The organism is Synechococcus sp. BIOS-E4-1 (assembly GCF_014279995.1).
Taxonomy (GTDB): domain Bacteria; phylum Cyanobacteriota; class Cyanobacteriia; order PCC-6307; family Cyanobiaceae; genus Synechococcus_C.
The window spans coordinates 892,112-918,947 of the sequence record NZ_CP047935.1 but is presented as its reverse complement, the minus strand read 5'-3'; the positions used below and the strand labels follow the sequence as shown (position 1 = coordinate 918,947).

Annotated in this window: 11 protein-coding genes; 6 read left to right on the top strand and 5 right to left on the bottom strand. The window is 53.2% G+C overall.

Translation table 11 applies throughout. From position 1 onward, the window contains the following. Positions 1-356 precede the first annotated feature (356 nt). Positions 357-13,877 (bottom strand): YadA-like family protein, encoded by a 13,521-nt coding sequence (locus tag SynBIOSE41_RS04455; protein WP_186539765.1) that lies wholly within the window; start codon positions 13,875-13,877, stop codon positions 357-359. Positions 13,878-14,567: 690 nt separating this feature from the next. Between SynBIOSE41_RS04455 and SynBIOSE41_RS04450 the strand changes: the two genes are divergently transcribed. The 4 genes from SynBIOSE41_RS04450 to SynBIOSE41_RS04435 all read left to right on the top strand — a co-directional run bounded on the left by SynBIOSE41_RS04450 (position 14,568) and on the right by SynBIOSE41_RS04435 (position 20,765). Then, positions 14,568-17,852, top strand: a complete 3,285-nt coding sequence (locus SynBIOSE41_RS04450) for a sulfotransferase family 2 domain-containing protein (protein ID WP_186539764.1) — start codon at positions 14,568-14,570, stop codon at positions 17,850-17,852. Beyond that, on the top strand, positions 17,849-18,727 hold the full coding sequence (locus tag SynBIOSE41_RS04445; protein ID WP_186539763.1) for a sulfotransferase family 2 domain-containing protein: 879 nt from the start codon (positions 17,849-17,851) through the stop codon (positions 18,725-18,727). The genes SynBIOSE41_RS04450 and SynBIOSE41_RS04445 overlap by 4 nt, the downstream gene beginning before the upstream one ends. Before the next feature lie 101 nt (positions 18,728-18,828). After that, complete coding sequence (locus SynBIOSE41_RS04440) at positions 18,829-19,635, top strand: hypothetical protein (RefSeq protein WP_255475945.1); 807 nt, start codon at positions 18,829-18,831, stop codon at positions 19,633-19,635. Then, complete coding sequence (locus SynBIOSE41_RS04435) at positions 19,632-20,765, top strand: UDP-galactopyranose mutase (RefSeq protein WP_186539761.1); 1,134 nt, start codon at positions 19,632-19,634, stop codon at positions 20,763-20,765. Before SynBIOSE41_RS04440 ends, SynBIOSE41_RS04435 begins: the two co-directional genes overlap by 4 nt. Positions 20,766-20,843: 78 nt before the next feature. On the opposite strand, the gene SynBIOSE41_RS04430 is transcribed toward SynBIOSE41_RS04435, so the two are convergent. The 3 genes from SynBIOSE41_RS04430 to SynBIOSE41_RS04420 form a co-directional block, all read right to left on the bottom strand. Beyond that, positions 20,844-23,339 carry a GH116 family glycosyl hydrolase gene (locus SynBIOSE41_RS04430; RefSeq protein WP_186539760.1) on the bottom strand — a complete coding sequence of 832 codons (2,496 nt, stop codon included), beginning with the start codon at positions 23,337-23,339 and terminating at the stop codon, positions 20,844-20,846. A 175-nt stretch (positions 23,340-23,514) separates the two neighbouring features. Beyond that, positions 23,515-23,808, bottom strand: a complete 294-nt coding sequence (locus SynBIOSE41_RS04425) for a hypothetical protein (protein ID WP_186539759.1) — start codon at positions 23,806-23,808, stop codon at positions 23,515-23,517. Further along, entirely contained in the window at positions 23,774-24,064 is a 291-nt protein-coding gene (locus SynBIOSE41_RS04420) for a hypothetical protein (protein WP_186539758.1), read from the bottom strand. The genes SynBIOSE41_RS04425 and SynBIOSE41_RS04420 overlap by 35 nt, the downstream gene beginning before the upstream one ends. Before the next feature lie 123 nt (positions 24,065-24,187). On the opposite strand from SynBIOSE41_RS04420, the gene SynBIOSE41_RS04415 reads away from it, so the two are divergent. Beyond that, a complete protein-coding gene (locus SynBIOSE41_RS04415) occupies positions 24,188-24,685 on the top strand; it encodes a hypothetical protein (protein ID WP_186539757.1) in 498 nt (165 codons plus the stop codon). Beyond that, complete coding sequence (locus tag SynBIOSE41_RS04410) at positions 24,682-25,734, top strand: hypothetical protein (RefSeq protein ID WP_186539756.1); 1,053 nt, start codon at positions 24,682-24,684, stop codon at positions 25,732-25,734. The genes SynBIOSE41_RS04415 and SynBIOSE41_RS04410 overlap by 4 nt, the downstream gene beginning before the upstream one ends. Positions 25,735-25,737: 3 nt before the next feature. Here SynBIOSE41_RS04410 and SynBIOSE41_RS04405 read toward each other — a convergent pair whose 3' ends face one another. Then, on the bottom strand, positions 25,738-26,820 hold the full coding sequence (locus SynBIOSE41_RS04405) for a sulfotransferase (protein WP_186539755.1): 1,083 nt from the start codon (positions 26,818-26,820) through the stop codon (positions 25,738-25,740). Positions 26,821-26,836 lie beyond the last annotated feature (16 nt).

Below are 26,836 nucleotides of genomic sequence, written 5' to 3'. Positions count from 1 at the left end.
TGCAGGGCCTCCCTGGCCGGAAGCATTGGCAATTTGAGAGATTGCCGACAACGTTTTGCCGTCGTAACGGCTGTTGTAACTGCTCACCATGCAGTTGCAATAACCCCGCTGATTAGAAACGCCTTCGGTCTTACCAGAGACACATCCTTTCAGAAAGCCATCATTGAATTGACGCGTTAGTTGAGCACTAGAGGGCTGCCTCTGTGATGACTGCGCTACCGCTACCTGTGGGATCAAGATGGTTGCCAAAAGACAAGAAGCCAGAGAAGTGAATCGCATGAGAAGCCCCAGAATTGCAGCCACTATAAAGAAAAATTGCCCAAGCACAATCTTTCAAAAATTATGTTTATTGACATTTAGAGACTGGCATTGCCGCTTTTTTTCATTCCAAGCTTCTCCATGATCGCATCAAATTGACGCTTCAGCTTGCCGAACCGCTTGTCGCTCTCATCGAGCTTCTGTTCGAGGGCCTCGATCTGCTCCTGGCTCTGAGAATCACGCTCCGTAAGCTTTTCGATCACCAGATTTTGACGCTGATCTTCAGCAATAGACTGGCGCTTCTCCTCTTCGAGCTGTTCAATACGCTGCCGCAATAACGCCACCAACTCACGGGTTGATTCGGATCCTGGAGCATTCATGCTTTCACGATCATTTTGCTGCTCCAGCAAAGCCTCAAGCTTGGCTTTCAAGGCATCAATCTGCTGATCACGAGACTGAAGATCATCCTTGAGCTTCACGAAGCTGGCATTCATCTCAGTGCGGTATTCAGAGATCTCAGAAGAGCTCAGCTTGCTTGACTCTTTCTTTTTACCCAAGGGGAAGGAGAAACCCAAACGGCCGGCCACGGAAGGTGTTGTTCCGTACTCGTAATCCACTGAAGGGGTGTAAGACAGTGCACCGTTGAGGTGCAAGCGATCCCCCACTCTCACTGCACAACCTGCAGAAATGGCGTATTGGGAACCAAAGGCACCCGTGCCCACACCGCAACGCGCCGGTTCATCTTCCTGCAAAGTCACTTCCGGAATCGCCGACATCGCAGAGGCAATCGCACCACTGGATTGAACGGCCTGTCCAAGCCCTCTTGCTGCAGACTCCAGCTTGGGAATGTGCTTATTCACAGCATCATCCAATTGATCGAACGACACCGAGGTGCGCTTGAGCGTTCCGTCTTCATTCGCCGCGATCAGCTCAGTGCCATTACCGGCAAGATTGGGTGCGGTGACATCTGTCTTAGAGGTGCCCAAAACGATCTGGTTGGTGCGCGTGGTGGACGCACCAGCACCAACGGCAGTTGAATCATCGTGCGTCGCGGTCGCCTTGGCACCGACCGCTAAAGCATTGACTCCATCGGCATAGGCATAGGCGCCTAGTGCCGTGGTGTTGGTGCCGAGCGCAGTTGCCTTGGTGCCGACGGCGACAAGGTCTGTGTTGAAACCTTCAGCGCGAGCGCCTGCACCAATGGCCAGTGCTTGGCGGCCATTGGCAATGGCATCGGCACCGATGGCATAGGAGTTGGTGCCATTGGCAAAAGCAGAGCTGCCGATGGCCAGAGTGTTGTTGTTCGTGGCGATGGCGTTAGAGCCATACGCCAAGGCCCCTTCGCCGGTCGCCGACGCATTCTGACCCGTTGCGATTGCCCCCTCACCAGTGGCACTCGCTGAACTGCCAACGGCCATCGCTTCCGAGGAGGCACTGGCATCTGATCCCACTGCAAGTGCATTCGTGCCCGAGGCGCGGGCTGCAAATCCTGATGCAATGGCACCTCGTCCAGAAGCAGAAGAACGCTGGCCTGTGGCAAGAGCTCCTTCACCACTCGCCGTGGCAGAACCACCGATGGCTGTTGATTCCGCCGAAGCGATGGAATCAGCACCAACGGCTATGGCATTGCTACCCGTCGCTCTTGCGAAATAACCGGAAGCCAACGCACCTCTGCCCGAGGCGTTAGAGCGCCTGCCTACTGCTGTCGCACCCTGTCCGTCGGCAATCGATCCAGAACCAAGCGCTGTTGCCTCAGTCGTCGCAGACGCTGCAAATCCATACGCTGCAGAATTGTGTCCAATCGCGGTGGCGCTGTTACCCGTCGCTGTTGCATCCTTACCAGAAGCAAAAGCATTGGTGCCGACTGCCACAGAGCCGTCACCAGTCGCCAAGGCGCCTGCACCCTTCGCGATGGAGCGATGTCCAGAGGCAACGGAGTCGGCACCGACAGCCACAGAGCTCTCTCCAGTCGCCGAGGCACCTGCACCCTTGGCGATGGAACCATCTCCAGAGGCAACAGCACCAGAACCAAACGCAGTGGCATTCACACCTGTGGCCTGGGCACTGTTGCCCACGGCGATCACGTCAGTGCCATTGGCAACCGCACCGGTGCCAAGAGCTGTGGCATTGGAGCCATCAGTATCCGTCTTATAACCAATCGCAATACCACCCGTGGCATTCGAATTCGCTTGATACCCCGTTGAAATAGCAGCAAGGCCTTGTGCCTCTGCATTTGCGCCTAAAACAAGAGAGCCATTACCAACCGCAGAGGAATTCACTCCCAAGGCCGATGAGCCTTTTCCGGTTGCACTGGTTTGAGATCCCACCGCAGTTGCGGCATCAGTGCCTACTGGAGATGCAACTACTGGTGCAGAAACAGTGCCAAATCCAGCAGAAGACAAAGAACTCGATGAGGTAGAGGTGCTTGGCACACTGGCTGTTGCGTTGGCACCGATGGCTGTGCTGTAACTACCGGAAGCTGAAGCATTGGGGCCGTAGCAAGCAGAGGTGGAGTCCCCGCCGACACAGAACACAGTGTCATCGGGCAGGATCCCTGCGGTGGCAACCATCAAGGTGCCATCCTCATTGGCTGCAAGCAGATTGACAGAACCATCATTGAACTGTCCAATCGTGACTGTCTCGCCGGTTGTTCCACTTCTGCCGAGCTGAATCTGATTAGCCCGAGTGGTCACCGCACCAGATCCGATCGCTGTGGAGTCATCAAAACTGGCATTAGCTTTAAATCCAAAGGCAGCGCTATTCGCACCTTTCGTGATCACCTCATAGCCAACTGCCGTTGACTGCAAGCCTGAAGCATTTGCTGATTTACCAAACGCGGAGCTGTCTTCTGCAGAGGCGAGCGCTTCATAGCCAACAGCTGTTGACTCTTTCCCTGAAGCATTTGCTGCTTTACCAAACGCGGAGCTGTCTTCACAAGAAGCGATGGCTTGATAGCCAACAGCAGTTGACTCCTTGCCTGATGCTTTTGAACCCTTACCAAAAGCAGAGCTTTGATTTCCAGAAGCAGAGGTATTGACACCAACAGAGGTGGATTGCTCTCCCGTGGCCTGAGCTCTTGAACCGAAAGCGGAACTCTCTTGCTTGGTAGCAAGTGATGAATAACCAACTGCGATGGCTTGCGAGGCCGACGCATTGGAGTCCAGACCCATCGCCGTAGACGATGCCCCCGACGCCCGGGAATTGAAGCCAATGGCCAAAGCGCCGGTCTTTGACGCGTTGGATGTCCCACCAACCGACGTTGCTCGATCAGCGGAGGCAGAGGAACTCACGCCAATGGCTGTCGATTGACTTGCCGTCGCCCGAGCCTGCGAGCCAAAAGCGGAACTCTCCTGCTGCGTGGCCTGAGACGAATAGCCCACCGACGTTGCAGCTGAAGCTGAAGCTGAAGCATTGGCTCCAAACGAGGTTCCGTAATCGGCCGTTGCTTGTGCGCCAAGACCAACCGCTGTTGATGATTTTCCAGTAGAGCGGGTGTCGACACCGATGGCCAATGCACTGATGCCAGAAGCTGCAGAATTGAGACCAGTGGCGATGGCGTTGTTACCTGTCGCTGCAGCAGCAAAGCCTTGAGCAATGGCGTAATTGGCGATTGCACTTGCATTGAATCCAATGCTTTGCGAATAATTTCCTGAGGAATTGGCTTGGTAACCAATCGCAATCGCTGCTTTCTGAAGACTCGATGCCTGATTACCGATGGAAATGGAGCTATTTGCCGTGGAATTTGCTTCACGCCCAATGGCCACTGCAGACAGGCCTGTAGCTGCGCTTAAAGCACCAATCGATGTCGCATAATTCGAATTGGCTTTTGATTGGTAACCATAAGCACTAGTGAACCTGGACGTGGCATTAGCCAATGCACCCGTTGCTGTTGCATCAGTAGCAGCGGCCAAAGAGCTACGACCAATGGCCACGGCATTTTTGGCCGTTGCCGTTGCCAGGTAACCAATCGCAGTGGCACCTGATTCAAGGAAGTTGCTCGCCGCAGAAGCATTGGCTTTAGCACCAATCGCCGTTGTAAACCGACCAGTGGCATTGGCTCCATTGCCATAGCAAACAGCGTCATTTCCGTTAGCGATGCAATCAAGTGATTCAAGAACGCCCTCGCCGATTTCCTTACGCGATACCGTGCCAGTGGCGTTGGCAACCACAAGTGCGTCTCGTTGCTGTGAGCTATTGGCCAGTGATCCAACGGTCAGCGTGGTTTGCAGATTGGCTGCTTGACTCACATTCAACGTGCCGCCAATCACCTGGTTCTTCGTAATCGTTGAATTACCTGAAACCGTCTGATTGCCTGAAACTGTTTGATTACCTGAAATAGTCTGATCACCAGCAACTGACTGATTACCAGTAATGGACAATGAATTATTGATCGTTGTCGCTCCATTCAGTGTTGTTGTTCCAGTTACACCCAACGTTCCGACAATCACCTGGTTCTTTTTGATCGTCGAATCACCTGTGATCGTTTGATTGCCTGAAACGGTCTGATCGCCACCGACTGACTGGTCACCGGTAACCGTTAATGAATTATTGATCGTTGTTACTCCATTCAGCGTCGTTGCTCCCTGCACATCCAACGTGTTCTGGAAATTCGCAGCTCCTGTTGCCGTGACAGTGTTGAAGCTACTGGACCCAGTTACTGCGAGGCTGTTATTGATCGTTGTTGCTCCATTCAGCGTCGTTGTTCCCTGCACATCCAGCGTGCTCTGGAAGTTCGTCGATCCTGTTGCAGTGACAGTATTGAAGCTGCTTGAACCAGTGACAACAAGGCTGTTATTGATCGTTGTTGCTCCGTTCAGAGTTGTTGCACCAGCGACTGACAAAGCACCACCAATCGTCTGATTGTTGGCAACTGTTAAGGATCCATCGCTAACGCCAATGCCGACAGCACGCTTCAATGTGCCATCTTCATTGGCGAACACCATTTCGCTTCCATCACCTCGGATGTTGGCAATCGTTATTTCTGCAGAATTGGAACCGAGTGCAACCTGACCGGATCGAGTCGTTTGAACGTTCTGGCCCAAGGCAGCTGAGCCTGAATAGTTGGCAAATGCTCCACTTCCTAAAGCCAGTGTGTCGTTCTTGGCTGCTCTGGATTGATAGCCAAAGGCGAACGATCGATCTCCCAATGCCTGAGCCTCTTCACCAATCGCGAGTGAGCTGACTCCAGCGGCATTGGCAAGCCCACCCACAGCAATGGAATTATCTCCACTGGCAGTGGAATAGGCGCCAAGGGCGGTGGCTCGATCAGCTGCTGTTGCATTCGATCCAACCGCAGTTGCTCCCAAACCATTCGCTGTTGAATTAACGCCAAAACTCGACGTGTAATCACCAGTTGCACTGGCGTTGTGACCAAAACAAGTTGCATCAACACCTTCAACAGTGCAGTTGAAGTTAGGAAGAATCACATTTACATTGGGGGGAATTATTGTGGCAGGTGCCGCAATAATTCGCCCTTGTGAATCCACAGTTAAGTACTGCGTTCCTCCATCCTGTTCAGAATCTCCTGGCTTATTGGCGAGGCCAGGCAGGAAATAATCTGTGGTTCCATTTCCTTTTAATCCAAGAGTGATGGACGTTGTAGAACCACCCGGTTTCTTCGTAGCAACTGAACCAACACCAATTGCAATGCCATTAGCTTGATCTGAGCGTGCGCCTGAACCGATCGCCATTGAGTTCTCTTTGGATGCAATGGTGTTAAGGCCTAAAGCAGTCGAGTTAGTACCAGAGGCTGTTGCACAGGGCCCCATGGCCGTAGCCCGCTCGCCTGTCGCCTGCGCCTCGTAACCAAATGCAGAACTATCGTCTGCAGTCGCTTTCGCTTCATAACCAACAGCTGTTGACTCCTTTCCTGAAGCATTCGCTGATTTACCAAACGCGGAACTGTCTTCTGCAGACGCGACGGCTTGATAGCCAACAGCTGTTGACTCCTTTCCAGAAGCATTCGCTGATTTACCAAAAGCGGAACTCTCGTCACCGGAAGCACGGGCATTGATGCCTACAGCAGTTGATAAGTTGCCCGAAGCATTGGCTTGCGACCCAAAAGCCGTTGAACTGCTTGAAGAAGCTTTTGCGCTGTAACCCACAGCAAGCGAATAGTTTCCGCCAGCCATCGCGGAACGGCCAAGAGCAGTCGATTCCTCTCCACTCGCATTAGCCTGCCGACCCAGGGCGGTTGAATAGTTCCCACTTGATTGAGTGCGATAACCCAAACTGGTGGAGTAATCACCCGAGGCTTGTGAAAAATATCCCAACGCAGTTGCATGACATGCTGACGCATTGGATGCACTACCGATGGCGGTGGACTGATATCCAGCAGCATTCGCTGATCGGCCAAACGCCGAAGCATTGAATCCAGCAGCGGTAGCAGACACTCCCACTGCCACGGCATTCGTGACACTGGCCGTTGCACAACGACCAATCGCCAAAGCGTTACCGGAGAGCGCGTTGGCCCGATAACCCAAGGAAATAGCAAACTCGCTCGCAGAATTGGATTGATAGCCATAGGCCTGTGAATAATCTCCTGCAGATCTAGCTGCATTACCGATAGCCGTAGATGAAAGACCAATAGCATTGGCTTGATAGCCAAATGCTTGGGCAGATCCACCGGAAGCAATGGCGCAATGACCTAAGGCTTGTGCATAAGTGTCCAACGCTTGAGCATTAGTGCCCAAGGCTAGAGACCACTTTCCTGAAGACTTGGCGTCGTACCCTAGAGCCTGGGAATAATCCCCTTCAGCAGTAGCCTTACGGCCAAGCGCTAAGGCACTATTACCTGCTGCATTGGCTTGATATCCAGAAGCCACAGACGATTCGCCAGCAGCAGTGGATTGATAGCCCATTGCTGTTGAATTTTGCCCTGAAGCAATCGAGCAAGCACCTGTGGCTTGTGCATATTTCCCGGAGGCATTCGATCGATAACCGGATGCCAGTGAGTAATTACCGGAAGCATTAGAGTAATAACCTAATGCCGTTGAAGCGGAGCCATTTGCATTGGCAAAACGACCAAAAGCAGATGCATTATCACCACTTGCATTAGCCGCTGCTCCAACGGCTGTAGCGCCAAATTCACGACTACCTTGATCAGTTGCTGCGATTGCAAATGCACCTAAGGCCGTACTGTTTTTTCCAGTGGCGTTGGCATTTGGCCCATAACAAACAGCATTCGAACCATCAGACTCACAATCAAGAGAATCAAGACCTGTCTCGCTGATATTGGAGCGAGACAGAGTGCCATCTCCGTTCGCCACAACAATGGCTTTTCCCGTACCACTGAGATTTGCAACAGTGACCTGAGTGTTAGCCTCACCAAACATCAATTGATCGTTGCGCGTGGTTGTGGCGCTGGTGCCAATCGCGATTGAATTTTGATAAGAAGCGTTGGCATCACTACCGATCGCAAATGCATTATCAGCATTGGCAAAAGATTGTGTTCCGATTGCGATGGCATTGAGCTGGTTTGCCGTTGAATTAGTACCAAAAGCTGTTGAATTTGAACCACCAAGAACCCTGGCTCCCACACCGAAGGCCATGCTGCAGGGAGCACTCACATTGGCATTAACACCGAATGTTGATGATTTTTTTGCAGATTGGGTTGCTACAGCTCCATCGCCAAAAGCAAATGAATCATTTCCGAAGGCATAAGCATTACGCCCAAAAGCGAACGCACGATCTCCCAGGGCTAATGAATTGACACCGCCTGCGAATGAATCATGACCAATCGCATTAGCCCTACGGCCGAAAGCCTGGGCATTCAATCCAATTGCGGAAGCATGTGTTCCAATTGCGGCAGATTCAGCGCCAACAGCATTTGCATTTTTTCCAATGGCGACGGATCGAGCGCCAACAGCATCGGCATTTTTTCCAATGGCCATGGATTCATTACCTATCGCATATGCATCTTTTCCAATGGCTAATGCAGCACGCCCGAGAACTTGGGAGTCAGCGCCAATCGCCAGCGCACCCAAACCTTCAGCTTTGGAACATGCACCAATAGCGATTGAGTTCATGTCGAGTGCAATGGCGTAATAGCCAATTCCAATCGCATTGGGGCCTAGGGCAGTGCTCAGAGCACCAAGCGCTAATGTTCGATTTTCACCAGCTATAGAAGTAGCGCCTACTGCGATGGCATCGTTTCCTGTGGTAGAAGCATTCCGTCCAATCGCTGCAGAGTTATTCCCAGCACTTACAGCAAAATATCCAACTGCCAAAGAGTTGGCCTCTTTTGCATTCGCAGAAGAACCTAAAGCCAAGGAATTACCGCCAGCAGCTTTTGCGCTATCACCCAAAGCAATAGCGTTCGTTTCTATCGCTTTGGCATCGGCACCGATGGCCATTGCATCCGCCTTATTAGCGACTGCGGATTTACCGATAGCGATTGCATCAGTTGCCGTAGCATTAACTTGATAACCAATCGCAATAGCATCCTCCTGTGATGCAATGCTTTCTGTGCCAATAACAACGGCATTCGCACCAGATGCTGTGGAATTCGTTCCAAAAACAATCGATGCTTTATCAGAGGATTTAGCTCCTGAGCCAAAGGCCATAGCTGCCGGTGCATTCGCGATGGCATTGGTTCCATAGGAGCTCGAATAGTCTCCAGTTGCCTTTGCTAAGGTCCCCATGGCAGTGGTGTTCTGGCTATCAGCTAATGAATTAGAGCCGAATGCCATAGAGTTCTTACCTATGGCTGAAGCATTGGTTCCGTAGGCACTTGAATTAACCTGCGTGGCTCTGGATAAAGTTCCAACAGCAGTTGCATTTGCAGCACTGGTTTCAGCGGAATCGCCAATCGCAATGGAATTCTCAGCTGTTGAAGATGCGCTAAACCCAATTGCCATCGAGCAAATCTCTGTGGCCTTGGAGTACACACCAACAGCAATCGATCGGTTTCCTGCTGCATTAGAACAGGCCCCCAAGGCCACTGAACCGAAGCCTTCGGTTAATGAACCTCGACCGATAGCGACGGATGTCGAACCGCTCGCATTAGACCGTGAGCCAACCGCCGTCGAATTGACCCCATTACTGAAGGCCTCACGGCCTAATGCAGTGGAATTCCCTTTGGCGGCAACCGCCTTCACCCCTAAAGCGGTGGTGTTTGGTGCTGAGGCCTGTGAGCGTGTACCAACCGCGATCGAATCATCACCACTGACAACAGATTCACTACCAATCGCAACACTATTTTTGCCAGACACCGAAGCATTAGTACCAATTGCTGCTGAATTAACTTCTGTGGCTCTAGAAAATGCACCAAAGGCCATGGAGCATTGACCCGTCGCGGCGGCTCCTGTTCCGTAAGAACTTGAAGAGGTTTGATTAGCGACAGCCAATGTTCCAACAGCAGTGGCGTTAGCAGCAGATGTGTTTGCTAAATCGCCTATAGCAATTGAATTTTCTGCTGTTGCCTTTGCTTCGGTGCCGATAGCGAGTGTATTAATTTGACTGGCTAAGGAAGATTGACCTATCGCAATGGCATCCAATCCAGATGCATTAGCGGATGTACCAACTGCAGTAGAGTTGGTTGCCAAGGCATTAGCTGTGTAGCCCAGTGCGATTGCATTAATGGCTGTGGCATTGGCTTTCCATCCAACCGCCAACGCACAATTTTGATTGGCTTTGCTACCTGTTCCAATAGCGGTTGAACGAAAACCAGTTGCGTGCGCCAGATGGCCAATCGATGTTGCTCCTTGCTGAGTTGCCTTGGAACGTTTGCCAATACTTGTTGTATCGCCAGCAGAGGCAGTTGCGTTATATCCAAATGCTGCACTGTTTGTGCCACTAGCAATTGCGCCATCTCCAGAAGCTGTTGAATTCTCACCACTGGCCTTCGAGTCTGTTCCAACAGCTGTTGAGTTACCTCCGCTAGCAACTGAGCATTTTCCAATAGCAATGGCATCTAATCCAGAAGCCGTAGCGAGATGACCAACGGCGATCGCATCTTCTGCAGTGGCATTAGCTTCTGTGCCAAAGGTTGATGAATTAGTTCCAGACGCTATTGAATTCACTCCATAGGCAATGGCACCGGTTTCACTGGCGTTGGCTCCTGCGCCAAAAGCCATCGATGCCAAGCCACTGGCATTCGCCAATGTTCCAAAAGAGCTGGAATAGTTCGCTTCTGCCTGAGCAGATGTACCAACTGCAGTGGAGTTGGTTCCCAATGCATTAGCTGTATGGCCAAGTGCGATTGCATTGCTAGCCGTGGCGTTAGCATTCCAACCCACAGCCATTGCGCAATCTGCATTAGCAGTACTCCCTGATCCGATTGCAATGGTTCTGCCACTCTCAGCATTCGCTAGATGACCAATCGCGATTGATCCTTGCCGTTGAGCACGAGAGGAATGTCCAATACTGGTCGACGATGCTCCAGATGCATTAGCTCTTGAGCCAATAGCAGTTGCATCAATTGCACTGGTGTTAGAAAGTAAGCCAAAGGCGATTGAGCCAGCAGACAGCGCTCGTGCTTCAGTACCAACAGCAATCGAATTATTGCCTATTGCTGATTGATTAGTCGAATCATAATAACCAGTAGAAGCCCTATATCCAATACTGATAGTATTTTCTGTTTGGCGATTTTCTGATTGATAGATTGGATCTCCAGTCTGTGTGTTAGTACCAATTTGAACCTGAATTCCCTTCTGAATTCCCGAAGATGCACTATCGCCGATGGCAATACTGGCTGATCCATTGGCAATTGATGCACGGCCATAAGCTGATGAGTTTTGCCCGCAAGCTTTAGCTCCTGAGCCTGTCGCAATAGATCCATTCGCGAGAGCACAACTGCTGCTTCCTAGTGCGATTGTTTCTGAAGCAACCGCATTCGCCAAAGCTCCGATGGCATAACTATTGGCGGCGGCAGCCTTCGCACCCTTACCCGTCGCAATGGAATTAATCCCAGTTGCTTTTGCCTGCCTACCAAAAGCAATTGAGGCTGTCTTTGATGCTTGAGAACCTGCTCCAACAGAGAGTGATTCCGTTCCAGTGGAGCTCGCTGCTGCACCGATGGCAATGGAGTTTGTAGATTTCGCATTAGTAGAAAGGCCGATTGCAACAGAGTTATCTGCTGAGGCATTAGACGTGGCACCAAAAGCAAGACTGGATTTACCCGCAGAGTTGCTGTTTTTGCCAAATGCCACAGATTGCTCACCCTTAGCAAGAGAGTCGTCCCCGCCAGCGATTGCATAACTACCAGCAGCGTTTGCACAGGATCCAATCGCTATTGAACTGATATTTGTGGATCTGGAAGAGACCCCTATGGCGATTGAGCAACTACCAGATGATCTAGAACTTTTACCAATCGCGGTTGATCCACCACCGGAGGCAATGGATAATGTTCCTGTGGCAATTGAGTTACTCCCATTCGCCAAGGAGTTAGTTCCAGACGCCTGGGAATTGTTACCCGAAGCTGAGGCATTGGTCCCCTTGGCAATCGTGAAACGACCACTCGCTTTTGCATCACGTCCTAGAGCTAAAGCAGAGGTGTTGGTCGCACTGGAATTAGCGCCTAAAGCAGTCGTATATTCTTGATTTGCTTTCGCATAAGCTCCCAATGCTGTAGCTCCCATCGCGGAAGCCGAAGAACTTTGACCATAAGCAGATGCATTGGTGCCTGAAGCCTTAGATTCATTACCAAGACAGATCGACGAAGCTTCTGATACATCACAATTAGTGCCACTATATGCAATGGTTACAGGATCAAGTATCTCAGCACTTTGCTGAACCTGTAGTAATCCGTCCTGGTCAACTGTTAGGTAGCGAGTTCCGCCAGATTGAAGATTTGACAAGCCTGGCAAAAAGTAATCTGTTCCTGCTCCAGTTTGGGAATTTCGAGCTTGGCCAAGCGTTAGTGATGTTTTGCTTTGCTCTGCAACTTTGACCTTAGCTTCTGCTCCTATGCCAAAGACAGCGGCTTGGTCATAGACCGACAAGCTTGATTGGCCAACAGCAATGGCATTAACTCCTTGAGCTTTTGCACCACCACCAATTGCTATCGAATTGACTTGGACTGCGTTTGTGCCTGCTCCAATCGCAATGGAATTGACTCCTCGCGATTTTGATCCAGTACCAACCGCTGTGGAACCTGTTCCTTCAGCTCTTGCCCCTTGACCGGAAGCAATACTTTGAGCCCCAAGGGCTTGACTGCCAACGCCAATAGCGAGTGAATGAGAGCCGTTCGCAAACGCGCTGGACCCAATCGCCGTGCTGTTTAGTTTTGCAGCATTCGATGCATAGCCAATCGCAGTCGCGGAGTCGCCATCTTTCCCTGATTGACTTAAAGCTCCAAAACTCGAAGATTGATTTCCAAATGCATCAGAGTCGTAACCAAGACAAACAGAAGAATCAGAGTCTGCATTACATAGCAAGGAAATAAAATAACTATTAGGCACAGACGCCCTGGAAAGAGTTCCATCTTTATTGGCGATAATCAGGCCATGAGTTTTACCTGAGAGTTGGCCACTAGACTGCCCCGTTTTTAATTTTGGAATTGTCAACTCAGCAGAGTCTCTGAACTTGACCTGATCTGGACGATCAGTTACGACCCCCATTCCTAGAGCGACTGCTCCACGATGTTTCGCCGTAGAGCTGCCACCAAGGGCGACTGAACGTTCTCCCAATGCGCTAGCGGCAGCTCCTAACGCCAATGCTGAGATGTTTGAGGCATTGGCATCAAAGCCAAGTGATGTGGCTTTTTCCGCAGATGCCGTGGAAAAAGATCCAATCGCTGTCGCTCCAAGATCAAATGAACTATTTCCTGTTGCTGCTGATGCCCCCGCACCAATCGCCGTGGCATTGATGCCTGTGGCGTTAGCACCGGGTCCATAACAGACAGCATTATTGCCTTCCCCTTCACACGTCAAAGAATCAAGTACACCTGCCCCAACCTCCTTTCTTGCAACCTTTCCATCAGCATCGGCGACAACAATGGCATCAGCTGCTTGGTCTGATTTGGCCAGCGAACCAACAACGAGAGTGCTCTGCAGATTTGCAGCGCCTGTGACATTGATCGAACCCCCAACAGTTTGATTACCAGTGATCGCTGAGTTGCCAGCAACAGACTCATCACCGGTCACGCTGAGAGTGCCATCAACGGTGGTGTTTTTCAGCGTGGTTGCGCCCGTTACCGCAAGGCTGTTGTTGATGGTTGAGGCGCCGTTCAGCGTTACAGCACCTGTGACATTGATCGAACCCCCAACAGTTTGATTACCAGTGATCGCTGAGTTGCCAGCAACAGACTCATCACCGGTCACGCTGAGAGTGCCAGCAACGGTGGTGTTTTTGAGGGTTGTCTCCCCCTCAACATTCAGCGTGCTCTGAAGATTGGCGGCTCCAGATGTCGTCAGCGTCTTGAGAGATGTATCGCCGCCTGCCGACAAATTGTTGGCAACAGTCAGAGAGTTATTAGTGGCTACAAGGCCCTCTGCTCGCTTGAGCGTGCCGTCTTCATTGGCAAGGATTAATTCATTACCTGTTCCAGAAAGACTTGCCGCTGTGACATCGGTTGAGCTTGCGCCCAACATCATCTGATTGGCGCGAGAGGCAGTCGCCCCAGCGCCAATTGCGGTGGCATTCACTCCCTGGGCATTCGCGCCAGAGCCAATGGCCATCGAGCACAAGCGATTCGCATCTGCTCCTCTGCCGATCGCAAAAGCACCGACACCAGTGGCAGTGGCAGTAAGACTGCCGCTGCCATAGTCACCTGGAATTGCAGTGATCTGTGCCTTCGCGAGCTGCGGCTCCAGGGCTTCGCCAACGAGCACGCCGATAGCACCGAGCTGGCCAAGCACCGCCCAACTGGCAAACAGGGTCTGCGCCGATCGGCTCCAGCGTCTACTACGGCTGCTTCGTCGTTTGGGAGTGCCGCGCCGGAATCCAGCAACTTTCAGCAGCATTCCAAGGAAAAGGATGTCCTTCGAAGCAGCCACTGAGCAAAGTTCGGTTAATTATGAGAATTTGCTGAGTTCGTCGTTGAAGCGCTCAGGGTTGTAACAGCTTTTAGGCGAAAATTGCCCGTATGGGATCTTTTCAGCATCGAGAAGGCGCTGATAGGCAATGGACCTCGAGATACAGCGACGGCATCACACTCGCGGAGCGAACCATTCGCTGATTCAACTATCACTTGAGCGAAAAATCGCAATAACCTTGACGCCAAAGTGTTCGAATCGACGCACGCACGCATCGGCATCAATCTCTATGGCGATGCCGAAGACAGATCAGCACACATTTGCTTCATAAACAACGCCTGGTTAAAGAATTCCCTTTAAAGTCGCTTCCCTATAGGGCTCAGCTGAACTCCAATGGCAGTGAATTCGATAACTGCTTCCAGCACGCTTCTGGTGGGAGAAGCTCGTTGGATGCTGCTGCCCATACCCAAGGTGGCCTCCACTCTGCTCAAGCGACTGGCTGTGATTGCAGCAGGACGGGAACCTTATGAGGGGGCTTCTTTTGGTGAAACCAAACCGGCTTTAGCAATCCATCAGCCGCAGATTCATGGGCTGCCATCGCTTCGCCAGCTGTCAGTCATCGATCAAGAGCTTTGGTTTAACGACGCCCATGCGCTGCGCCTCGCGGTCACCCGTCATCCAGGTGAACGCTTGTTGTCGTTCTGGCACGACAAACTTCATCTGGCCGATCCTGCCTATGCGCCACTGAACAGCTCGGTGCAAGCGGCTCGTCGCAAAGATGAATCAGAACCCTGCCGCTTCTCAGACTTCCTCAGTTATCTCAATGATCACTGGGAACTGCTGCAGAGCGACGGCCACTTGATGCCGCAGCATCGCTATATAGACCAAATCGATCTGTTCAATCTGCGCCTCGATCGAAATCAACTGGTCAAAGAGTTGCCAGTACAACTGAAATCCTTGCTGCCGGGAGAGCGTTTGCAGCGGCTGGATCAGGAATTGAAGTACTACGACACCAATTGCCGGCAACGGCTCAGCAAACGCTGGGAAGAGGCTTACAGCAAAGAAGGTATTGCACTTCTGCAAACAATCTATGGCCAAGATCTAGACATTTTTGAATACTGCTTGCCCAGCCGGCGAACCGACAAGGTGAAGCCTCTGGCGGCTGTGGATCACGACGCTCTCGTGGATCCCCTTCAGCAACTGCGCGAGCGGCATCAACAAATTGCAGGTCTGCAACAACAACTGCTGGAGACGCAGCAGCAACTGGCCAAAGCCCAACAGGATCTGGCCCAACCTCCCTTACCTCCAATCTCGAATCCACAGGGACATTGGCCAGACCACAACACTCCCGAAGCAGGGCTAGCTCATCTCTACGAGGCGATCAGCCAGAACCGTTCCCAGGAAGTCGTCGAACAAGCAGCCTCACTTCATGGGCACCCACATGCCGGAGAAGTGGCTTATCTCGAAGGGATTGGCCATGCATCGCTGGGCAGACACGAACAAGCTCTGCGTTGCTTTGAGAGAGCACAAAGCAACGGTTTCCTCACGCCCTATGTGCTCTTCAACGGCGGAAACGCCTGTCGATCACTCGGCAACACCGGTGAAGGTCTGCGCCTTTACCGAGAAGCCCTTGAAATTCATCCTGGCTTCAGTGAGTGTCGCCACAATCTGGCGCTCTGCTTTGTTGAAGCCGGCCAACCAGCAGAGGCCGAACGCGAACTGCGCCTGCTGCTGCGCGATCAACCCAGTTATTTCTCTGCGGCGTTCTGCCTCGCCAATTTGCTGCGGGATCACAAACGTGATCCTGAGGCCATTGAAGCCTTCCGTCTTTGCCTCCAGCATTCTCCGAGCTATGCCGATGCCTGGAACAATCTCGGACTAGCCCAGGGCAACTCCGGCGACATCGACGCGGCGATCTCCAGTTACCGGCAAGCTCTCTCCATCAATGCACAGTTCAAACCATCCCGCCAGAACCTGGCACAGGCGCTGATTCAGAAGAAACAGCATGAACAAGCCCTCACAGAATTTGAACGCTTCTGCCAGTGCCCCGATATCTCACCCTTGGAAGCAGTGGTGGGGATTCAAGGGCGCATTGCCTGCCTGATGGAACTTGATCGCTATGGCGACGGTCTGCACGTGGCTGACGGCTGCAGTGATGATCGGAGGGTTCAGCTGATGACGCGACTGCATGTGCTGCCAGTTCTTTATGCAACCGATCAAGAGGTCACTGCAGTTCGCAAACGCTGGAAAAAAGATGCCAAAGAGCTCTACAAACTGTTGAAAGACATCACTCAGGAGGATCCAGCTTGGGAGCAGCTCTACGCCCATACCTGGTCGCTCACCAACTTCTATCTCGCTTACCAGATGGAAGACGATCGACCTCTACAGAGGATCTACGCCGGCATTCTCGATCGCATCCTGCGCCCGAAACTTGGCGCATTCATGCAACCTTTGCCCCAACGCGATCCAGCTGACACCACCCCATTACGCGTGGGTGTGATCTCTCCTCATCTGATCAACCACAACGGATCGATCTGGGCCCTGGGCTGGCTGGAAGGCATTGCCGCCAATCCCGGTTACGAGATCTTCAGCTACAACATCTCCGACAGTGAAGACAGTGGCAGTGAACGCTTCGCCGCTCTTGGCACCTACCGCCATCTACCGCTGCGTGCGGAGAATCCCGAGCCCATGCTCCAGCAGATCATCGACGACCAGCTCGATCTACTGATTTACACCGATATCGGCATGCATCCAGCCAGCAAAGCCACTTCCGTGCTGCAGCTGGCTCCAGTTCAGGCACAGGGCTGGGGGCACCCGATCACCAGTGGATCCAAAACGATTCATTACTACCTCTCGGGTGAGGGGATGGAACCCGAAGGCAATGAGGATCACTACAGCGAAACGCTGTATCGCTTGCCGAAAACCGGTCTGAACTACGAAAAGCCCGCCGCCATTCACGACGGCCAGTTGCTGTACGACAAGTTCGATCTTCCCCGCGACAGGCCAATCCTCAATTCACTGCAGAGCACTTTCAAATACCTGCCGCGCAACGACTGGACCTTCGCCGAGATTGCCCAGCGCCACCCCGAAGCCTTCATTGTGTTGGTGGGTCATATGGGCAACGGCAGCATCGCCGAACGCTTGCATGAACGCATGAGGCCACACTTTGAACACCGTGGTCTAACCATCGAAAACCATCTGCGCATCCTGCCCCGCCTCGATTACGGCGACTTCATGGGGCTGTTCGCAATCAGTCATCACACCATCGACACGATTGATTGGAACGGTGGCAACAGCTCAATGCAGTCCTTCTCGCTGGATTGCCCTGTGGTCACCCTGCCAACAGCCTTCATGCGCGGACGTCATACGGTGTCGATGCTCGATGTACTCGAGCTACCCGAGTTGATTGCGAGCAACGTCGACGACTACGTTGCCATCTCCTGCCGGTTGCTGGAAGACGAGAGCTTCTACCAACAAATGCGAACATTGATTAGCGAACGCAAGGAGCGTCTTTTCCAAGACACGAGTGTTGCGCAAGCTTTCCAGGTTGCAGTGGAAACCATCTGTCGCAAACGACCTGATGTTGGCCAGCAGCCATCCGCCGTTCACTCACTTCCCTTGAACACGATCAACCCAAGCGTCAGCCCTGACGACACCGATCAAGCAATGGCGGCATGAACCAGACAGTGCAAGCCCATGGGCTGATGCCTGGTCTGCGAATCACAAACTATTCACAATGGTGTTCCCTCCAGAAGCATCTGCAAACTGGTGGAACACTCACACCACTCCTGCCCCTAGGCAACGACGCGGCCATCGTCTGGGTCCCCAAAAACGGCTGCAGCACGATCAAACGTGTATGGCTGCAACTGCAGGGATGCCATGAACAGCAGTTGCTCAGTGATCCCCACGGTTCAGCACTCCATCACACCTACTGGCTGACTCCAGAAGAATTGAAAATCGCCGCGCAACACCGTGCCCTGATCGCAATCTGGCGAGACCCAATTGACCGATTTGTGTCGGCATGCAGAAGCCACCTCATAGAACTGACACGTGCAAAAATCGACCAAAAATTACACGCAAACACTGTGGATGAGGCCTCCTGTCGAGAGGCCCTGGAATATCAACGAAATCTCTTTCTCCAGCATGGAATCGCCAGCTTCGCTGATGACGCCGACCCTATCTACGCCATGAACGATGTCGCACTGCAACTGCAGCATTGGATCCCCTGCCATATCGACTGGAGTCATCACACAATTCCTCAGGTGGCCTATCTGGGCGGCGATCCCGGCTGTTATCACTCCTTGCATGGGATGGAGAACATCAATGAACTGATTGAGCACTGGCAAACAGTCAGCGGAATGGAGATTGATGCATCATCTCAACATGTTTCCAGAGATCTTGAAGATGAGAATCCCTGGCGGCGTTTGAAGCGTCAACATCTCACACCTGAGGCTCTCAGAGCCCTGCATCAGTTTTATTCCGCCGACTGGGCATTTCTTGAGCTCGCTCAAACAGTTTTAAAGACAGAGAAATCCGATCAGCAGGCAGCGTGAAAAAAGTTTTACCAGAGCTACTACTCGATCGATCAGAGGCTGAACGGCAGTGCTGGGCACGCTGGGTTTTGGGGAGTCACAGTGATCAGTTCCTGCCAGAAATGGCAGCAGCTGTGGAGCAACTCAATCAGCAAGAGCCCATCGAATTAGGCGATCCTGTGATTGCACCAGGTGCCTACAACAACGATCTAGTCGTCATCACCTGCAAGCAAGGTCAACACGGTGTGATAGTGGATCAGCCTCTAGCCTGCCGCGTTGTGCTGTTCGACTGGACAGGCCAAGGCATTGCCCAATCGGATAATCCACAAAACTGGCAAGTCATCAGTGAGAAGACAGAGTGCAAAGGTGAGCTAATGGAGTCCGCATGGCATCAGCTCGACATGCCCCCAGAGGATCACTATGTTGCATTTTTAGATGATGATCTGTGCCTGCGAACAAGCGATATCAATACAGTGATGGCATTATCTAGAATGCATCATCTCTCAGCAGCGCAGCCTTCCTTAAGCCTGAACAGTCCTACAAGTCAGGAATATCCCTGGCTACGTCAGCGTGCGTGTACCTCACTCCATCGCTTACCGATTGTGGAGCTCCAAGCACCTTTCATCCGCAAAGATCTTTTGGATCTGTCGATGCCATTTCTGGCATCGACTAAATCAGCCTATGGATATGACCGCTTTGCACTACCTCTATGTGCAGCAGAAATGCAAGCATGGCGTTTCGGAGCGATTGACCTCGCGGCAATGAGCCATCTCAGGCCCTTAGGATCTGTGAACCTAAAATTCAGCAACGGCCTAACCAGTAAAGAGGAAGAATATTTAGTACGACTTAGACTGATGACTGCCATGGGCTTTACTGTTGACGAAGAAATACACCAACAGCTTGAACATGCAGTGAGTATGAAAAAATGACAGTACTCATTGTTGGAGCTGGTTTTGCTGGAGCAACCATTGGCAGAGTCCTTGCCGAGGCAGGAATCAGATCTGTAATCATTGAAAAACGTTCTCATATTGGAGGAAATGCTTTCGACGAATTGAATGAACAGAATGAGCGAGTCCACCGCTACGGCCCTCATCTTTTACATGGAAATATTAATTCCGAAGCGGTAAATTTTTTAAGTCGTTTTTGTAGCTGGGTCCCCTACGAGCATCGTGTTCGCGCCTTATTACAGGGCGGAGAAACCACTCCACTACCCATCAACCGCACAACACTGGAGGACATATTCAATCTTGAACTTTCGAACAATGATGAGACTCAAAAATTTCTCGACTCTTTGCGCGCTCATGGAATAACACCAACAAATTCCGATCAACTTTTCCAAGCCAATGTCGGCGATCAACTTGCTGATCTTTTCTTTCGCCCTTACACAAAAAAAATGTGGGGCGTCGACGCCAAAGAACTTGCAGTAAGCGTCGGCGCTCGACTGCCAGTTAGAACCAACCGCGATGATCGGTATTTCACGGATACCTTTCAAGCATTACCAAGTAATGGCTATACATCGTTATTTGAACATCTATTGGATCATCCATTAATCGAGGTGCATTTAAATCGTACTTTCTCCAAAGACATGGAGTCCGGTTATGATCACTGTTTTCTTGCGGTGCCGATTGATCAATACTTTGACTACTGCTATGGACACTTACCTTACAGGTCAATCTTATTTCATCAAACCACTTCCAACAGCAAGCAATCAGCGACACAAGTGAATTTCACTGATTCCGGTCCATACACTCGAATGACGCAATGGTGCCTACTCCCCAACTCTCCTGGCAAAGGGCCTGGACCATATCAAATCACCTTAGAAGAGCCCTGCAGCATGAAGAATAATCCAGGCGAGTACTACTACCCAGTCAAAACAAAAGCTTCAGAAGAACTTTTTAAGCGCTACGAGAAGATCGCAAAAAGCAAGCCTCACATTACTTTTTGCGGGCGTACTGGGCTATTCCGATACATCGATATGATACCAGCTGTGTCGATGCATCTTTCAATAGCACGCAATTACTTGAGCAAGTTGAACGAACAAACAGCCTATGCAATCTAATAAATTCATAGTTTCGATTAGCCAATCAAATCACCTCACTGAATAATATCATCCAGCTCAAAACTTACTGTTTTTCTATTAACGCTCGGAGCCTGGAATCACCTCCCAGTCTGTCTGAGTTGCCCACAGCCCCCAGATCGCCATGGCTCGCAGATAGTGGCAGGCTCGGAAAGTATTCACGGCCGTAATCGCTTCCGGCGTGCGGAACTGCAGCCCACCTGAATACACCTGCTTCACCACCGCTGAGCAAATCGCTTCTGCTGTTTGCCCTTCGCCCATCAGCTGAAAATAGCTGGCGATGCCGAAGTTGATGCCGGTCCACACCTCAAGCGGATGAGTGCCGTTGGGATCCAGTGGCGTGCCATCACGACGCAGGCCATTGGCCACACCCAAGGTTCCGCCTTCGAACTTGTCAAAACAGGCTTCCTTCACCGCCTTGAGCGTGCTGCGGCTGTTGGCTTCACTCACCACGGGCTCCAGTCCGAGCAAACGGGCATAGAAATCACCGCAGAGCTGATCCGCCATCACAACCGGCGTGCCACTTTCTGCATCGATGTCGTAAAACTCGCCGTTCCAGAGCAGCTTGTCGAAATTGCTGCGCGATTGCTCCAACCAGCCGCCGAACTCATGCTGCTCAGCGGAGGTCTCCAGTCCGGTTTTGAGCTGCAGCGTCTGGGCGATGGCCAATGCGGCCTCCAGAGCAGCGATCCAGAGCGCACCGCAGTAAGCGCTCACACCTTTCAGGGGCCAGTCGTCGAAGGTCTGATCCGGCGCTCCGCCGTTATCCGGAAGGCCGTCGTCATTCACATCAAAGGTTTTCAGGTAGCGCAGCGCTTCAACAGCAGCTGGCCAGCACTCCGCCAGAAAACCCAGATCTTCGCCGCTGGGGGCCAGCTTGTAGGTGCGCCACACCTGCAACACAAAATCACTGCCGAGATCCTTCCAGAGATTGCAGTCTTGATAGGCGGTGTAGTTGGTGGCATCCCAGGGCTGCTCGTTGGGCGCACCGAGATCATGCGGGGTTGCACCCTTCACCTTGCGATCAGCTTCCACCCGGCCCTTGCCCTGGGTGAAATACCAACCGATCGGCCTTTGGGTGGCATCCGCCGCAGGGATGGCCCGCGCGAAGCTGCGCAACACCGACTTATCCAGCTCCGGCCAAAGCTGCAGCAAGGCAAAGGATCCGTACAGGCGTACATCCAGACTTTCGTACCAGGCGTAGTCGACACACTCGAGTACGCCGAAACGACCGTGGGGATCCTCAGGTGATGCCGCACTCCAGAGGCTGCCACCACTGCAGAGGTCGTAGAGCTCATTGAACAACGCCATGCGCAACGGCTCCGGCAGCTGATTGCGCTGCAGCACCGGCTGCTGCCAGGCGTCGATCTGATCCCTCCACTGCTTCCAGTCGCGCAGTGCTTCGGCGGCAATCGCCGCGGCCTGGTTGCCACCAGATCCAAAGAAATCGGTGTAACGACGCAGGGCTTTACTGCCGGTAGCAAAGGCCGTGATCGGTAGATCCCAGCTGATCACCACAGGGATCTCGATGCTCTCCCCGGGATCCAGATGACAACGCACCGCCAGGGCTGCGCTGAGCGGATCATCGCTGCCACTGTGCCGATCATTGTTGCTGTTGGGGATCGAGCCGTCATCGCTGAAGCTGTTCCACAGCTCACTGCCATCACCCGCAGGGTTCCAGCGGCTGCAGCGTTGAATGATCACGCCTGGTTGCTCAGCTGTTGCAATGCACCATTGCCCTTCGCCTTCAGCGATCGGTGCGGAGACATTGCTCTCAAGCAGCACTCCCCGCAGCTTGCCTTCATCCACATAACGGTTGCGTTGCCCCTCGGTTCGGCCGATCGCCGGGGCGTAGTTGTGCTCCGGGCTGCCGTCATCGCGGAAATGCACTTCAGCAGAGGCGTCGGTGTTGGTGAACCAACCACTGGTGTTGCGCCAGCTCAGCAACAGCGAGAGATCAAGAGGATTCTTGGTGGGGTTGCTCAGAGTCCACACAAACACCGCGACCGGATAACTGGTGCGCTGGTAATCGCCAGGGAGAATCGGGCTGAAGGCCTCACAATGCACATCGGCGGCGTAAACGCCGTCGTAGTTCATCCAGCTGAGCGGATAGCGGGCCGCGTAGGTTCCGGTGCTGCACTCCTGCGTGCTGGCGGGATACCAATCCCATGACTGAAGGAAATCGGACGCTTCAGGTCGGGAGGCATCCGCCTGCGGCTTCACCGCCAGGGCATGGGCGCGTTTGTTAGTGCCGTTGTCTTCAAACAAAGCGAACTGACAGTCGGGCAGCACGCCGAACCAGTGCTCACCGCCATCGAGATGCCAGAGGTTGAAATTGCCATCGGGAGCACGGCCGATGCAGCCAGCCCCAAAGCCACCCAGGGGCATGCCGTGATTGGGGCCGTCATCAAGGTTGCTGGCATAACGAACCGTATAGGGCTTATCCCAGTTCAATCCGAAGGGCCTGCTCCAGCTGGCTTGTGGTGCACTCCAGGATTTAGGACGGGACCTGCGGCGCAGCAGCGAACGCAAAGCAGTCAGTCCAAGCGGAGCCATGGAAAGGCGGAAAGTCGCCCCAGCCTGCCAGACCTGAACGGTCTGTGCTCAATGCCAGAAGGAACATCCCGGAATGGCAATGGTGAATGCGGTTGGATCAACGCACTTCCCAGCCGTTGCCACCCAGCATCCTTCTCAGCAGATGGCACTGTTCTAATGGTTCTGCCCAGATGGCTCAGATCTTCCTGGAGGGCTGAACCTGCTCGGCATCCAACAGGGCATCCAACGTCACTGCCGTGCGCACCAGTGATTGATAGTGCTGCAACACCCGCCGGTTGCGATCCAACCAGCGTGCTGCTTCCGCTGGGCCTTCACCAGCGCCTGAGCTGGCGAATCCGGAGGGGCCGTCGGCATCCATCAGCTCAAAGTCGTCCTGGCGAGCGATCAGGGCAAGCAGAAGCTCATGCAGGCGCTGACGGCGCTCGGCCTGTGCATCATTCCCAGTCACGACCACACCGGTTGCGTTCATAATCCTCCCTCAAATCTCTGTAATTGCGGGTCTGACGCGAAAGCAATTCACTCGCTTGCTCGGCCTGTGCCTTGTTTTCTCCGGTCTGTTGCGAGGCCGCGATCAACATCCGATTGCGAGCCATTGAGGCACCGAGTGTGTTCATCAGCCTCTTGATCAGACTGCAGTCCTCCAGGGCATGAACAGAACCGGCACACGACAGTGACAGCACCAACGCAACAACGACGGGGCGGAGCACAACAGAAGGAAGAATCATTAGCGCCAAGGTACCTCTGAACAGCCAAGCTGATCCCGATCAGGCAGAACCACGGTCTGGTGAGCCATTCATGGTCATGGTGTCGAAATGGAGGATTGCAATCCTCCGCGACCCCCTACACCCATGCACAGCTTCGTTCGCTGCAGGGTGCTGACGGGCCTGACGGTCTTGCTCGGCAGCCTCAGCGCATCCGCAGCGGTGGCCCAGGAGCTTTACACCCTGGAAACCACCTGCAGAAGCGCAGGTCAAACCTACTCCTGCAATGTCGTGGCATCCAATGTCGACGACACCACTGAATACGTTCACCAATTTGGATCCAAGACCGTGAGTTATCGCGTGATCGACGATCCATACGTGCGTATTGAAGGCCGAGCCAGCGACACGACACCTTGGAAATCGGTGAAGAACGCCACAATCGATTTCAGAACTGAGGAGCTCTGTTTCAACAACGACGCCTTCTGTGTCAAAAATCCCAAATATCTCGCCGACGTGCTGGTCGGCAGCGGTGATGCCATGCAGGGCCGCACCAAGGTGGGAATGGTCTTCGCTGCCAATGGCCGCGTGGATGTGGCTTGTTTCGACAACGGCTGTGATCGGCTGAAGGAGGCCATCAGACAATGACAATCAACACTCGCCGATCCTCCAGGCGTCGTCTCGCCGGCCTGCTGGGTCTGGTTCTGGCACTGCAACCAGCAGCTGGACTAGCAGCCATCGGCACTGATTCAGCAGCCACCACAGGTACAAGTGAGAACATCCAGCTGGCCCAGCGCCGCGGCGGTGGCGGCGGCTCTCGCGGTGGCTCACGCGGCGGATCACGGGGAGGCTCTCGAAGCAGCTCCAGAAGCAGTTCACGCGGCTCACGCAGCAGTTCACGCAGCAGCTCCAGAAGTGGTGGCCGCACTGGATTCAGCAACTACAGCGGCAGTCGCTCAGGCAGCAGATCAGGCAGCCGTTCGAGCAGTCGTCAGGGCACCAGACAAACCACGCGGAGCAATCGCCAAGGTCAGGCACGCACCAACAGCGCGAACCGCCAGGGCAATCGCCAGAACACCAGGAGCAACCGCCAGGGCCAGGCACGCACTAACAGCACCAATCGCCAAAGCAACAGGCAGAACACCAGGAGCAACCGCCAGAGCCAGGTGCGCAACAACAGCTCCAACCGCCAGAACAATCGCAACGACCGCTTCAACACACGTCAGAACAATCGCAACGATCGGTTCAACACACGATCAGACAATCGGCGCAAGGCGATCAACAACTGGGATCGCTACGGCAACGGTTGGTACAGCGGCAACAACTGGTACAACAACCGCCCCTGGAACAGCGGTTGGTACGGCGGTTCCTACTACAACAACTGGGGCTGGTACCCAGGCCGGGCAGCGGCCTGGGGCGTGGCAAGCATGGCCACCTTCGGTGTGATTAACAGCCTGGTCAACACAGCCCAGAGCAACGAAGTGAGTTACATCGTTGTACCCGACTCGGAGTACTCCCTCTACTACCCCAGCGTCACCGCCACGGGCGACACCGTGACGTTCGAGGCCGATGACGGCGACTCCACAGCGAGGTTCTATGCCGATTGCCGGCAAGGAACCATCAACGGTGGAACGCCTAACAACGGCAACGAAGCCCAGCTGCTCAATGCCGCCTGCCAGGTGGCCTTTGGCAAGTAAGGGCTAGTCGGTGGTTGAAGCGTTTGCAGGTGCCATCAGCTCCTGCAGACGCTTCTCCGCCTTGGGCTCCAATAGAACCTGAGAAGGGTTGTAGGTCCGCGCACGTTCGACCCTGGCTTGAACAGCATCACAAGCCTGATCCCAGCCCTCGATGGAAAGCTCGCGGTAGATCCTTTCAACAGTGTTCATCGGCGAGTCCACCAATTCGTCGTAATTCACCTCCACCAGCTGACCAGCGGGAATCTGTGGACGGGCGGCTTCAAAGGCTTCCAGCAATAAACGATGAGCCATCGCCGTTTCCTCGACCTGCCGCTGCTGATCCGGTGCCGGCTGCAGACCGACCAGATCGGCAAGTTTCTGCTTCACCAACGTCAAAGACCGGACTGCATCCACAGGCTCTCGTTTCATCAACACAAAACGTGCTTTCGGGAACAAATCCAACAAAAAGGTCACCCGCGCAGTGTGGGTTGGATTTTTAATCAATAAATATCGCTTTCCCTCCCCATCATGGGCCCAGGTAAGACGAACAAAGTGCAACAGCTTTCGCTGAAAGTCTCGGGTGGTTGAGAGGACACAGCGATGAAAATGCCTCAGGTAATCCTGAGGAAATGCCACTCCAGCCATGTTGGTGTCAAGAGTGAGACGAGCCAGTCCGATTTCGTCCTCCTGAGGATCCAGAGCACTCCAGGGCACAGCATCGATCGGACGTGTTGCCGTCATCAGGCGATTGAGAACAGTGATGATCCACGGCTTCAGCAGCAGAGACACCTGCGGAGCCACCGTGAGAGCGTTCCTGGCAGTGGCTGCACCAGGATCTGCAGCCATCAGCTGATGGAGATAAGTGGTACCGCTGCGCCAGTGACCGATCACGATGACCGGATCATCAGGTAAATCAAGACGCTTCAGGGCACGGCCCCAAAACACAGACTGCAACCAGGCGAACGGCTGCAACAACAATCCGCCCAAGCCGAGCTGCAGCCCTACAAACAATCGACTTGGCGCAGGTCGGGTCATTGCCAGAGCTGCAGCCAACGTGCGGGGCGTGATACAGCCCCCGGCTACTTGTCGATCAACGCCGCGACGCATCGGTCATACACGTACG